This window comes from Methanosarcina sp. UBA289 (genome assembly GCA_002496565.1).
GTDB lineage: Archaea > Halobacteriota > Methanosarcinia > Methanosarcinales > Methanosarcinaceae > Methanosarcina.
Genome location: DAKJ01000009.1, coordinates 54,022 through 67,240 on the forward strand (window position 1 = coordinate 54,022; position 13,219 = coordinate 67,240).

The window sequence follows — 13,219 nt, forward strand, 5'->3', positions numbered from 1 at the left end:
TTTTTATAGTTGGGGTTTTCTGGTATGAAAATACAGAATCTTGAAGCTGCATCTATGCTTTAAATTCATTCATCTGGATTCATCTGGATTCATCCAGGTTCATCCTGTTCTACTATTTTTCTATTTATGTCTTCTATTTTATTTATATGGCGTAAAGTATATATTTCATACACGCTGAGATTGAAATCGTTTCATGCTGCTGTCTGATGTATACTTTTAAATTCAAAAAAACAACCTTTTATTGATTATGCCACCCGAAATCATGCCTATTATTGAAGAGCCTGCTCTTATTGTGACCAATAATGAAACTTCACTGGTAGTTGCCGACATCCACCTTGGGATCGAGTGGGATCTGTACAGGAGCGGAATCAACTTACCCAGCCAGATGAAAGGGAGGCTGGACAGGCTTCTAGGCCATATCCAGACAAATCTCCCTGATAGAGTAATACTTCTTGGAGACGTAAAGCATAATGTTCCTCAGATCTCCTGGCAGGAAAAAGACGAAATTCCTTGCTTCCTCGAAACACTTGCAGAATATACACATGTGGATATTTTCCCAGGAAACCATGATGGGGGAATCGAACTTCTTTTCAACAGGCAAAAGGACATTTCGATGCATTCCGCACGTGGCGAAGTGCTTGACGGGGTAGGATATTTCCACGGGCACACTTGGCCTGCGCCTGAACTGCTGGCCGCATCTTACGTAGTCACCGCCCATAATCATCCCACTATCCGTTTTACAGATTCGTTTGGCTACTCAGTAGTTGAGCCTGCCTGGATCAAGACAAAATTCAATCTGGAGGCTCTGAAAGTTCATTTCGGAAATCTCGATTTTGAGAATCCTGCACAGTGGGCAGATCCTGAACTTTTTGTAATGCCGGCTTTTAATGAACTCTGTGGGGGTGTTCCTTTTAACGAATCCACTCAGGAAGATCTTTTGGGCCCGGTTTTTTCCTCAGGCGGAATTGAACTTGAGGCTTCCGAAGTGTATATGCTTGACGGGACAAGGCTTGGACTGCTCAGGAATATCCGGAAACTGAAGCATACGAGAGTTAGAAGCAAGACTGGAAGCAGGAAACGCAACAATTCAAAAGGCTCTATGTAAGACGATCTGGCATGTAGACAAGGATTAGCTTTAATTAGACAGAGATTAGGCTTGAGTTATAGAACGGAACCTTGTTATAAAATAGTTTTTTAGCTTGAATTTTGCAACTAACGGCAGGTTTTTAAAAATAGCTGTGTCTAACTCTGACTTTAGGCTTCGAACCAACAATGAAATTCTTTTCAATTTTTTTCTGTTTTTCTTTCGGAGCCCGTTCAGTAGGAACTCATTCAGTATTTACATGGATTCTTGCTCTCAATGTTTATATAATATGCATGGATGTGTATGGAAAAAATTAAATGTTAGGACTCAGGCTAATAGATAGCTATTATTCCTGAAATTTGTACTTGCAGCTTTCAGCCATAGAAGTGTGAATAAATAATTCACATATCAGCAATTTACATATCTAAGAATTCACAAATCTCTGTGAGACCCTCCAAGATTCTTTTCTTCTGCGGGCACTCGAACTGATTTACTAACGGTTGATTCGCGGATTATTAATTTATTATTGATTCATTTATGGTTAGCTTACTGACTTAAATGTGATTACTGATCAATTTAATAATTTATTATTGGTTTAATGATTGATCGCTAATCGATTAATAAGCGGTTTATTCGCATTCACCTGAATAGGATGTACTGATTCGATGAGCATGGAAATTAATAATGAAAAAATGTCAGATAGCCTTGTGCCTTCTGACAATGAATCTGACAATAATGAGATTTCAGATAGCAGGGTCTTTGATGATTCTAAACTTGCAAAACTAAACAGCATCAGAAACCAGGGATTTAACCCATACCCCTATAAGTTTGAAAAGAATGGGGATATCTGTGAAATCCAGAAAAAGTTCGAGGACTTTGAAAAGAATGAAGGGCTAATGGTTAGAACCGCAGGAAGGCTCTACAATATTCGCAGGCTTGGAAAAATGATATTTGCCGATCTTGGAGACCAGGGAGGCAAAATTCAGGTTACTTTAAGAAAAGGAAATCTTCCTGATGAGGATTTCGAGACTTTTAAAACCCTGGTCGACTCGGGAGATATTGTAGGCGTTCAGGGCACACTTTTTAGGACAAAAAGGGGTGAAAACTCCATCAGCGTGTCCGAATTCTCCCTGCTCTCAAAATCCCTCTGTGCCCTCCCAGAAAAATTCCACGGCTTAAAAGACATTGAAACCAGGTATAGGAAAAGGTATCTTGACCTCATAGTCAATGCTGATAAACGAGATATCTTCGTCATGAGGAGCAAACTAATTTCTGAGATCAGGCGCTACCTTACTGACAGGGAATTCCTGGAATTTGAAACTCCAATACTCCAGAATGTGTACGGAGGAGCAAATGCAAGGCCTTTTACAACTTTCCACAACTGTCTAGAACAGAAACTCTTCCTCAGGATTGCTCCAGAACTCTACCTAAAGAGGCTTGTTGTTGGCGGCTATGAGAAAGTCTTTGAGATCTCCAAGAATTTCAGGAATGAAGATATCGACACAACCCATAACCCTGAATTCACCATGATCGAGGTCTATGAGGCTTACAGGGATTACAATGACATGATGGACTTAACCGAAAGCCTCATTTCGGAACTTGTCTTCAAGCTGACTGGCAGCTACGAAGTCAAAATGGGTGAAAACACGCTCAATCTCCAAACTCCCTGGAAGAGAATTTCCATGGAAGATGCCTTAAAAGAGTATGCCGGGCTTGATGTCTTTGCTCACTCTCTTGAAGAGTTGAAGCAAATCGCAATTGAAAACAGAATTGAGGACTATGAAAAGGCAAAAACTTACGGAGAATTCCTTGCCCTGCTCTTTGAAGGCCTGGTAGAGGACAAACTGATAAATCCGACTTTTATTTATGATTTCCCTGTTGAAAATTCCCCACTTGCCAAGAACCACAGGTCAAAAGAAGGCTTTGTAGAGAGGTTTGAACTCTTCCTGAACGGCTGGGAACTGGCAAACGGATATTCCGAACTGAATGATCCTCTTGAGCAGCAAAAAAGGTTCGAAGAGCAGGACAAGAAAAGAAAGTTAGGAGACCTTGAAGCCCAGACCATAGATTACGATTTTGTAAATGCCCTCGGATACGGAATGCCCCCAACTGGAGGTATGGGACTTGGAATCGACAGGCTTACCATGATCCTTGTGGGTCTGGAATCCATCAAGGAAGTGATTCTCTTCCCGCAGATGAAAAGAGAAGACTGATTGATTTCAGACTTAATTTTGTTCTGCAGGTCCGAGTTTGTCCTTCTAAGCGGACGGTTCAGTCGGGGAGAAAATCCCCTTCTTTTTTATTCCGGAGAAGCCTGAACGGCATCTTCCTCGGGCAGCATAGAACTTAATTCGGATGAAGTCTACTGTTGGATGGAACAAAGAAAGTCATAAAATTCCCTGAGTTTCTGGATGCATAATCTGGAACTTATATCCCGGATGAGGACTTTTGAAGAGTCTCTAAATTTTCGTAAAGGTCTTTTAGTCTGGTGCTTAACTTATTCGTTAACTTCTATTTTCCTGCATTTTACGGAAAATTGTCAGATGCCAGATTTTTCAAAAATACACTGGTCTTAGACTTCAAAAAATATTTCATCATTCAATCTACATTTCTCCATATTTTTATATTGTCATTTACCTTATTTTCTGCATAATATCTTTAATCATATTTTTTTTCTAGATCACATCTTCAACAATAAATCTTTATAATAAAATGTAATAAGTGTTTTTACTGTATAAAATTTTGTATAGTTGTTGCTTTAAAGTGTTTTATAGTCGTTGATTATAATTTAAACTTCTTCAATCCCGGAAAAGTGTCTTTATTGAACCTAAGATAAAAATGAAAAAATAATCCGCTTTTAAGTAAAATGGCCGAGGATAATCTAATGGCTAAAGAAGAAATATATAAGGCTCTATTTGAGCAGTCCAATGATGCAATTCTTATAACAAATGGGGAGCATATTCTGGAAGTTAACCCTAAAGGCTGTAAACTTCTCGGATATGATAGGGCCCATCTTGAAAAAATTTCCCTCCTTTCTCTGTTTACTGAAGAATCTCTTCCCAGCTTCCAGAATGCATTGAACGCAACTCTGGAGAACAGATCGGCGTTTTTTGAGACGAAGATCAAAAGGTCAGATAATAGTATCCTCGATGTAGAGGTTAATTCCTTAGCCATGTGTGACCAAAGAAAAACTCTCCTGATAATCATCCGGGACATAACTTTGCGTAAAGAATCAGAACGTTTGGTTCAAAAAGAAAGAGAGATATTGAGTGCTTTACTGGAAAAAAGCCTTTGCGGAATATTGTTAATCGAGGCTTCTAGCCATAAAATAGTTGATGTAAACACCATTGCAATTAAAACGATAGGGAGATCAAAAGAAGAGATTGTCGGAAATATATGTCACCAATTTATCTGTCCTGCAGAGGTTGGAAAATGCCCTATCAGTGATCTTGGACTGAGTGTGGATAACTCAGAAAGAAAGATCATCAATGCTCAAAAGGGAGTCATCCCGATACTTAAGAGTGTGGTTCCAGTAACTATAGAGGACAAAGCTTATTTTGTTGAATGTTTCATTGACCTTTCCGAGCGTAAAAGAACCGAAGAGAGACTCCTCCAGGCAAAACTGGAAGCGGAAGCTGCCAGCCGCACAAAGAGTGAGTTCCTTACCAATATGAGTCACGAGCTGAGGACGCCTCTTAACTCCATTATTGGTTTTTCGGATATCCTGCTCGAAAAAGTTTTTGGGGATCTCAACGGAAAGCAGCTAAAATATGTTAATAACATCTCTGTCAGCGGAAAGCATCTCCTTGGACTTATAAACGATATCCTTGACCTATCAAAAGTAGAAGCCGGAAAAATGGAACTTAACTACAGTGAGTTTTCTATTGGCTCGGTTTTCGATGAGGTGAAATCCACTATCTTGCCCCTTGCTCAGGTTAAATCCCTTGAAATGGATTTTAATATGGATCTGGATATTGGAGATATTCAGGCGGATAGAAGCCGCCTTATTCAGATCCTTTATAACCTCGTAAGCAACGCTGTCAAGTTTACCCCGGAAGGAGGAAAAGTCTCTGTCTACTGTAAAAAAAGCGGAAACAGAGCTATATTTTCGGTCACAGATACGGGAATAGGTATATCTTCTGAAGATCAGAAATACCTCTTTGAGCCTTTCAAACAGATCGATTCGGGCATGAACCGGCAGTACGGAGGTACTGGCCTTGGGCTTGTTCTGGTAAAACAGTTTGTTGATTTGCATAAGGGCAGAGTATGGTTTACAAGTGTTCAGGGAAAAGGGTCATCTTTCATATTTGAGCTGCCCGTAAATGGTCTGGATGAAATGGAAAAACCGGATAATATATTCAAAGATAGTGCCACCAAAGTTGGGATATCTGCTAACTTCTCAGGATGAATAATTTCAGATTTTAATACGGTATAGTTATAGGAAGGCTTTTCCCAGCCCCGGCGGTGAATAATGCATCATTTATTCTGAAACCGAGGATTTGAGGAGAGATGATTGGTAATCTTCTCTGCAATTAAGGAGGGTCTATATTTTCTCACCTCGAATACAAAGCTGTTTTTCACATTCCATCTCTGGATCACGGCTTCGAGCAGGCTTTTTCGCACCACCCAGATCATCGGGAAATCCACGAGAGATCTCAACCTGTCCACACTTTCGGCCCAAATTTCCCCATTCAGTTCGAAGCGGCCTATTTCATCGATTACAACAATGTCTTGATCTACTTTTTCCGAGGTTAAAAGGGCATTTTTTCCATGAAACACCCCGTCAGGGTTGAAGTAAAAGGGACCATGCCTAATCCAAGCCCTGTTTTCTTTGTTGCAGAGTTCAACTGATTTTCCTGTCCAGAGATCCTTTACGGAAAAGCCGTATCTTGCACCGTTCTTTATTTTTCCGGGGGCCAGGATTCCTGAATAGCGAATTCCTTTTGCTCCGAGGAAGCAAAGGGTTTGGGTAAGGAGGGTCGTTTTCCCCTCGCCTGGCTCCCCGGTTATTATAAATATCGGTTTATGGGCTTTATGTTCCGGATAATTCCCATTTTCTGAAATCATTTTTTCGGACATTGTTTTTCCTCACATATTGTATTTTTCAATTTAATTTTAGGGACGTTCTATAGGCCTTTTTAGGGACAGTTCTATCTACAGTTCTATTTACTGTTTTATGGGCTGTTCTAGGCTGTTCTATAGCTGCCTCACAGACCATTTTACTGATAATTCTCAAAAAACTATATATATATCGATATGTTTATCTGAACATAACGGTTGCGCAATTCCGGAATATATCGAAAAAGAAAATGCTATTTCACCTTCAGATTTTTCAGGAGCTTAGAATGATACAAAATGAATTTTCATTGTCATTATGCGCGCTCGCACTGGTTTTTTGTGTGCTGCTCTCGACACTCCCGGGCCAGGCTCTTGCAGCCGGAACAGACTCCTCCTGTACGGTCGAGCGAACGCTTCCGCCATCTGTGGCTCCGGGTTCGGAGTTTGAAGTGCAGCTGAATGTTTCGGGTTTTGAGACAGGAGGCATTGTTGAAACACTTCCACAGGGTTTCATCTATCTCAATAGCTCCCTGCCTGAAACCCGGGTGCGGGTTGAGGGGCAACATGTCATTTTTGCTCTTCTTGAAGAGGATAAAGTAAGCTACAGCGTAAAAGCCCCTGCTTCAGGAGATGGAATTTTTAGCGGGGAGTGGGAAGAGGTTCTCGGACAGAAGAAAGGAAAAGTACAGGGTAATTCGGAAGTAGTTGTCTCATCCTCCTCTTATTCCAAATCTGGGGACTCAACCGGCAAAGCCCGGGATATGGTCTCTAATCCCGGGAATGCCTCTGACCAAAAACCCGGCAGGTTGCCTTTTGCAGGCCCAGGACTCCTGGGAGGGGCAATAGGATTTGCGGCTGGGTTCAGGGCTCTGGAAAAATCCCGTAAGGAAAAGAAGGGAGGAATTTTGTGAATCTCAAATCCTTTAAATTCAGAATCTTAAAAGAAAACTCTTTGCAACCTGTACGCTCATGGTTTTGCTTATTATTTATCCTGGGCCTTTTTTTGCCGGCCTGTATCCTGCCTGCAGGAGCAAGCGTAATTCCCGGTGATTCCAGCGGTGACACCTGCGTTTCGGACGAGGAACTTGCAAGCTCCATTTTATCCCACATGGAATACAGCTATCTTGGAAAAGAAAGGCCTCATCTCTCGGCGGAAGAATTATCCCTTTCAGCTCACAACTTCAGGCATATTCCTTACGGCAGAGTAGTAATCCCGGTTTCCTCGGAGAAAGATTTCATCACGCCCAACATCTGGTACAAAATGGGAGTGCCCACAGGCTCTTTGATCTATGAAGGACTTGTAACCCGGAACAGGGACGGCAACTACGACTCCTGGCTTGCAGAAAGCTGGAGCTCCTCAGAAGACGCGAAGGTCTGGACTTTCCGGCTCAAAGAAGCAAAATGGCAGGATGGAGAAACGGTAAACTCCGAAGATGTCAAATTCACCCATGATTACCTCAAGGATAAAAAGCTCAAGCTTGCTTTTGTGCTCAACTCCGTTGAGAGAGTCGAATGCCCTGATGCGCAGACCGCGGTCTTTTATCTTGAAAACCCGGATCCGACCTTCCCGGATAGGCTTTCTCATTCCCCGGGCATTGCCATCTTTCCTAAACACATCTGGGAAAACGTTGAGAATCCCGCAAGCTATGACGAATACGCGTCCGGCGATACCCACTTTATAGGGTCGGGCCCTTTCAGATACAAAGCGGCCGAGAGAGGCCAGTACTTCCTTCTGGAAGCAAGTGAAGCCTACCACGGGGATAGCCCCTATGTAAAAGAGGTGGCCCTGAAACTGATCCCGGATGCTTCAAGCCGGCTCTTTGCGCTTCAAAGTGGGGAAATCGACGTGCTGCCCGAAATAACTCCCGTAGAGGCAGAGAAACTCAAGGGTAAAGATAACATAAAAGTTTACAACATTCCGGATGCTACGGGCTATGAAATCGCCTTTAACTGCGAACAGTTCCCAGCAAATGATCCCCTCTTCAGGCAGGCCTTAAGCCATGCCGTGAACCGGGAAAATGCCGCTAATATGCTGGGGAACGCGGAACCTACTGAGACCGTATTCCTGCTCCCGGATCTTGCGCATGATTTTGTAAACCCGGACTACATCGGGAAATATGACTACGACCTTGGAAAGGCAAGGGACCTTTTTAAGGTCTCAGATAACTTTTCCGTGGATTCCGATGGAAAGGTCCGGTATAAAAACGGGGATCAAATTCACCTGAAAATCCCGCTCGGAGGTAAGGCCCATATGAACAGGGCTGATGAAAAACTCCTGAACGTCATAAAAATGGACTGGGAGGAAAAACTGGGTTTTGATGTGGAATTAGAGGCCGTCCCAGAGGATATCTATCTTGAACAAATAGGAGAGAGTCCAATCTTCATCGATGGCATGCCCGGCACCATGCACGACGATTTGGAAGACCTGAATAATTTCTACAGAAGCCCTGCAGGCAGCAACTACTACCACTACGACAGCCCCGAATATAACCGGCTGATGGAAGAGTTGAAAAACACCGCTGACCGGGACAAAAGGAAAGAAATCGGGTACCGGATGCAGGCCGTCCTGGCCGAAGACGTACCCACCATTCCGGTCTGCAGCACGGGTACGCTCGTGGCTTACCGCACTGACCGTTTTACGGGCTGGGAAAACGTTCTGCCTTTGCAGGCTGGAATCCTGGATAAAAAGGTCTTTTTGAACATCAAACCCGTGAGTTCCCAGGCTTCCTGAATCGAAGTTTGCGGACGCTTAACTCAAAGCTCGTAGATACCTCAATCGATGAGGGCGGTTTAAGCTGAGTTTCCGAATCAAAAGCGTATATCTGAATTGAAAAGGCATGGAGGGAAAAAAAATGGTTTTAGAGATTGGGAACAGGTATATCCTGAGAAGGTTTTTCTCAGGTCTGCTGGCTTTCCTTCTCAGCATTACCCTTACTTTTTTCCTCCTCCGCTCTTTGCCCGGGGATTATATGACCGATTTGCTGCTGGAAATCGGAAGATATGCCCCTCCTGAACTGGTAGCTTCCTTCAAACATGAGGTTGGACTGGATCTGCCCCTGCCAAAGCAATACCTCCTCTACCTTACGGGCATCCTGAAAGGCAACTGGGGACATTCTTTTGAATATGGGCTTCCGGTTTTTTCCCTTATCCGGGAAAAACTATACTGGACTCTTGTGCTGCTTTTACCTTCGACTCTCCTTTCTGCTGGCCTGGGCATAGGGCTCGGAGCCTGTTCGGGCTGGAAAAACGGTTCGAAAACGGATGCTTTCCTCCTCCATTCCTTGGTTTTTGTAGGAGCGGTTCCTTCTTACTGCTGGGGCTTTGCCGGGCTTTTCATATTCAGCTTCCGACTGGGGCTACTGCCTTTTGGGGGCTACGTGAGCCTGCCGAGTACGGAACCTGCCGGGCTTTTCCGGCATGCCCTCCTGCCCGTGTTGACCCTTACCCTCTGCTCGGTTCCGGGGATCTATTACCTTATGCGAAACTCCATGCTCGATACCCTTGGGGAAGATTATATCCTGGCCGCAAGGGCAAGAGGTTTTTCCGAGAGCCGGATTCTTTTTCAGCATGCTCTTCCTAACTCCGTCCTGCCCGTGCTGACCATGACCTCTCTGCACTGCGCCCACATGCTTGCGGGCAGCGTCTTCATAGAGACCGTCTTTGCCTGGCCGGGGCTCGGGCTGCTTACATTTTCCGCTCTCGAAGCCCATGACCTGCCTCTTTTGCAGGGGATTTTCCTAGTTGATACCCTGCTCACAATCATCGCCAATCTCACCGCCGATCTACTCTATCCCCTGATAGACCCGAGAATCAGAAGCCGAATTAGGGGGGAGTAAGCTGGCAGGAGGAAGTAAGCTGTTTCGAGAAAAAGCCTTTCTTGCTGGACTTGCCCTTTTGCTGCTTTATCTGCTCGTAGCCCTCCTGGCTTCCTGGCTTGCTCCTTATGACCCTTTGGAAATAAGCGGCAGCCCCTGTGAAAGCCCGAGCCCGGATCATTTTTTTGGAACCAACGATTTCGGGCAGGATCTTTTTAGCATGCTGCTTTTGGGGAGCCGGGCCACTCTGTTTTTCGGCTTTCTGGGCGCCTGCATCTCCACCGGGCTGGGTACAGGCCTGGGAGTCTTTTCAGGCTTTTTGGGCGGCCGCACTGACAGGGTGATTTCAGGAACTCTTGACGTGCTCATGACCATTCCCCAGCTGCCCTTGCTCCTTGTGTTGAGCATTTACCTGAGGCCGGGACTCTATCTCCTCTGCGGGGTTATGGGGCTGCTCGGGAGCCTGACGCAGGCCAGGATAATCCGAGCAAAAGTACTCTCTCTTTCCACGGAAAATTTCGTATATGCGGCAAAGGGCCTGGGCCTCAGTGATTTTCATATCATGTTCAGGTACATTTTGCCTTCAGTCTTCCCACTTACGCTTGTAAAATTCCTGTTTGGGGCCCAGCACTATATGCTGCTCGGGGTAGGGCTGAGCTTCCTCGGGCTTGGAGACCCGGAAATTGTGGACTGGGGCCAGATGCTACACCAGGTATATTCGGGAGGCGGTTTTGCTCTTGGGTTGTGGAACTGGTTTTTACCTCCCTGTTTTGCAATGGTCGGGCTTTCTTTTTCCCTTTCCCTGCTGGGTTACAGCCTGGAGCCCTGGCTTTCCCCGCAGCTGAGACATGAAAAACAGACCTTCTTTGAATGTGATTGAGGAACTTTCGGATTCATGAGATTTTTCCAAAAGTGTGAGGACTGTTCAAATCAATTAGTAATTTTCAAACTCAGAAGGACTTTCCAAAGCAAAGAGGAATTATTCAGATGGAGCTCATAGAAATAAAAAGCTTGAAAGTAACTTTTCCGACCGAAGCAGGGCCTGTTAGGGCTGTGGATTGCGTAGACCTGCAACTTGGAGTGCGGGAAAAGCTCGGGCTGATCGGGGAGACCGGGTCCGGTAAGTCCGTGCTCACCCATGCGATCCTGCGTCTGCTTCAGCCCGATGCCCTCTGTGAAGGGGAAATTCTTTATCAGGGCAGGAATCTCCTAGGCCTTGCCCCGACCGAAATGCGCAGGCTCAGGGGCAGGGAACTTGCTCTGATCCCGCAAAACCGCGCTTTAAACCCCCTGCAAACGGTTGGAAAACAGCTCCTTGAAACCCTCCGGCAGGCGGGATATTCTAAAAAAGAAGCCGCAGCAAAAATGCCCGAATTGCTTCGCTCGGTCGGGGCGATTGACCCTGATTCCTGGACAAAAGCCTATCCCCACGAATGCAGCGGGGGAATGTGTGAGAGGATTGTGATTGCGCTCTCCCTTGCATTTTCCCCTTCCCTTCTGCTCGCAGACGAGCCTACGAAAGGGCTTGATTCCCTGAACCGGGCCCGGATTATAACCTTGCTTGGCGCAGTAACGAGAAATCAGGCCTTGCTCTTTATCACTCACGACCTGGAGGCTGCGGCTATGCTTTGCACCCGGCTTGCCCTGATGTATGCCGGGGAACTTGTGGAACTTGGAGATAAGGACACAGTTTTTGAAAATCCCCTGCACCCTTATACCCGGGGTCTGCTTTTTGCCCTCCCGGCAAGGGGCATGCAGCCTATTCTAGGTCGGAGCCCTCCTTTAACAGCTTTACCCGATGGTTGCAGGTTTCATTCCCGCTGTCCCGGAGCTATGGCCCGTTGCCGGAGGCAGCATCCTCCCCTGTTTGATACGGGAAACAGACATTTTTGCAGGTGCTGGCTCTATGTTTGAGTTGATTTGTGCATACCAGCGGCAATTTGTGTATGTTCAGGATTGTGCATACCTGAGGTGATTTGAGTATGTCAGTGGTAATTTGTGCATTCTTGAGGTAATTTTATGCTTGAGGTAAAAGATCTGACTGTTAGTTTCATGACCGGTCCCTCGATAGATAAAGATCGAAAACAGAGCTTACGGGCCGTTGACAGAGTGTCATTTTCCCTGAAAAAAGGCGAAGCTCTGGGCCTGGTAGGGGAGAGTGGTTCCGGAAAAACGAGCCTGGGGCTTGCCCTGCTCCAGCTTATCCGGCCAACTTTCGGAAGTGTGTGCTTTTGCGGGATCGAGCTTACGGCTTTGGACGGCAGGGCTTTAAGGGAAATCAGGCCACGGATCCAGCCACTTTTTCAGGATCCGACTTCTTCCCTCAATCCCTGTATGCGGATTGGGACAAGCCTAGAAGAGGCCCTGAGGCTGAAAGCTCCGCTTTCAAAGGAAGAGGCAAGGACCGATGCCCTGAAACTGATGGAACTGGTAGAACTTGAACCGGGCCTTTATTCTCGCTATCCCTTTCAGTTAAGCGGAGGGCAGAACCAGAGGGCTGCTCTTGCAAGAGCCCTTGCGCTGGAGCCGGATTTACTTGTGGCCGACGAACCTACCTCCGCTCTGGATGTCTCGGTGCAGGCCCAGATCCTTGGCCTGCTGCAAAAACTCAGGCAAGAACGGGGGTTGACCCTTCTTTTTATTTCCCATGACCTTGAAGTCGTGAAAAAGATGTGCGACAGGGTAGCGGTTATGCATGCGGGAAAACTTGTTGAACTCGGGAAAACGGAAGAGGTTTTCAAAAACCCCACACATCCCTGCACAAAAAGCCTGCTTTTTCCGGATTTGGAAGTAGGACCGGTTCCGACCAAACGGAGTTTTTCCAAGGCTGCAGCCAGGATTCCGGATGAAAAAGGTTTCTCCGGTCTCGCTGCCTGGACTGCGGCCCGAGGAAAATTAAACTCATGTTTTTCAGGAAACGGGCCAGAAATTTCCGGTTTTTCGCTGTTGTCATTTTTGAAAGAAAAGTTCAAACCCTGCAAAAAAAGAATGCAGCAGGAGCCAAGATGGGAAAATGCAAACAAAAATGAAGAACTGGTTGAAATTTCAAAAGGGCATTGGGTTTTGAGCCCTTCTAGTTTTTCTATCTTAGACTGAAAAAAACAGGCTCAAAACTATCCTTTTTTTCGGTTTTTCAGTTGGTTTTGCAGCCGGGTTTGGTAGTGTGCCAATTTTCTGTAAAGTCAAAAATTAAGAACTTATTATTAAAAAGTTATCATGTAGAAAATTCATATCTAAAAAACGAAATTATATACAGATACAA

Annotated in this window: 10 protein-coding genes; 9 read left to right on the forward strand and 1 reads right to left on the reverse strand. The window is 45.3% G+C overall.

Annotated elements, in window-relative coordinates:
• Positions 1-247: 247 nt before the first annotated feature.
• The 3 genes from BP549_RS03075 to BP549_RS03085 all read left to right on the forward strand — a co-directional run bounded on the left by BP549_RS03075 (position 248) and on the right by BP549_RS03085 (position 5,492).
• Entirely contained in the window at positions 248-1,105 is an 858-nt protein-coding gene (locus tag BP549_RS03075) for a metallophosphoesterase (RefSeq protein ID WP_292378044.1), read from the forward strand.
• 644 nt (positions 1,106-1,749) lie between these two features.
• Entirely contained in the window at positions 1,750-3,297 is a 1,548-nt protein-coding gene (gene lysS / locus BP549_RS03080) for a lysine--tRNA ligase (protein ID WP_292378046.1), read from the forward strand.
• 671 nt (positions 3,298-3,968) lie between these two features.
• Positions 3,969-5,492: a PAS domain-containing sensor histidine kinase gene (locus BP549_RS03085; RefSeq protein WP_292378048.1), complete on the forward strand. Its 1,524-nt coding sequence runs from the start codon at positions 3,969-3,971 to the stop codon at positions 5,490-5,492.
• A 68-nt stretch (positions 5,493-5,560) separates the two neighbouring features.
• On the opposite strand, the gene BP549_RS03090 is transcribed toward BP549_RS03085, so the two are convergent.
• Positions 5,561-6,163 carry a nucleoside-triphosphatase gene (locus BP549_RS03090; RefSeq protein ID WP_292378050.1) on the reverse strand — a complete coding sequence of 201 codons (603 nt, stop codon included), beginning with the start codon at positions 6,161-6,163 and terminating at the stop codon, positions 5,561-5,563.
• 266 nt (positions 6,164-6,429) lie between these two features.
• On the opposite strand from BP549_RS03090, the gene BP549_RS03095 reads away from it, so the two are divergent.
• The 6 genes from BP549_RS03095 (at position 6,430) to BP549_RS03120 (ending at position 13,053) form a co-directional block, all read left to right on the forward strand.
• On the forward strand, positions 6,430-7,053 hold the full coding sequence (locus BP549_RS03095; RefSeq protein ID WP_292378052.1) for a hypothetical protein: 624 nt from the start codon (positions 6,430-6,432) through the stop codon (positions 7,051-7,053).
• Positions 7,050-8,873 (forward strand): ABC transporter substrate-binding protein, encoded by a 1,824-nt coding sequence (locus BP549_RS03100; RefSeq protein WP_292378053.1) that lies wholly within the window; start codon positions 7,050-7,052, stop codon positions 8,871-8,873. Before BP549_RS03095 ends, BP549_RS03100 begins: the two co-directional genes overlap by 4 nt.
• A 121-nt stretch (positions 8,874-8,994) precedes the next feature.
• Positions 8,995-9,978: an ABC transporter permease gene (locus BP549_RS03105; RefSeq protein ID WP_292378055.1), complete on the forward strand. Its 984-nt coding sequence runs from the start codon at positions 8,995-8,997 to the stop codon at positions 9,976-9,978.
• Positions 9,979-9,997: 19 nt separating this feature from the next.
• Positions 9,998-10,837 (forward strand): ABC transporter permease, encoded by an 840-nt coding sequence (locus tag BP549_RS03110; protein WP_292378213.1) that lies wholly within the window; start codon positions 9,998-10,000, stop codon positions 10,835-10,837.
• 107 nt (positions 10,838-10,944) lie between these two features.
• Entirely contained in the window at positions 10,945-11,871 is a 927-nt protein-coding gene (locus tag BP549_RS03115) for an ABC transporter ATP-binding protein (protein WP_292378057.1), read from the forward strand.
• A 105-nt stretch (positions 11,872-11,976) separates the two neighbouring features.
• A complete protein-coding gene (locus BP549_RS03120) occupies positions 11,977-13,053 on the forward strand; it encodes an ABC transporter ATP-binding protein (RefSeq protein ID WP_292378058.1) in 1,077 nt (358 codons plus the stop codon).
• Positions 13,054-13,219 lie beyond the last annotated feature (166 nt).

Excerpts from the sequence above, each read along its gene's own strand:
- BP549_RS03090 (WP_292378050.1), bottom strand. The coding sequence starts at position 6,163 with ATGTCCGAAAAAATGATTTCAGAAAATGGGAATTATCCGGAACATAAA.
- BP549_RS03075 (WP_292378044.1), top strand. The coding sequence starts at position 248 with ATGCCACCCGAAATCATGCCTATTATTGAAGAGCCTGCTCTTATTGTG.
- BP549_RS03115 (WP_292378057.1), top strand. The coding sequence starts at position 10,945 with ATGGAGCTCATAGAAATAAAAAGCTTGAAAGTAACTTTTCCGACCGAA.
- BP549_RS03095 (WP_292378052.1), top strand. The coding sequence starts at position 6,430 with ATGATACAAAATGAATTTTCATTGTCATTATGCGCGCTCGCACTGGTT.
- BP549_RS03085 (WP_292378048.1), top strand. The coding sequence starts at position 3,969 with ATGGCTAAAGAAGAAATATATAAGGCTCTATTTGAGCAGTCCAATGAT.
- BP549_RS03120 (WP_292378058.1), top strand. The coding sequence starts at position 11,977 with ATGCTTGAGGTAAAAGATCTGACTGTTAGTTTCATGACCGGTCCCTCG.
- lysS (WP_292378046.1), top strand. The coding sequence starts at position 1,750 with ATGAGCATGGAAATTAATAATGAAAAAATGTCAGATAGCCTTGTGCCT.
- BP549_RS03105 (WP_292378055.1), top strand. The coding sequence starts at position 8,995 with ATGGTTTTAGAGATTGGGAACAGGTATATCCTGAGAAGGTTTTTCTCA.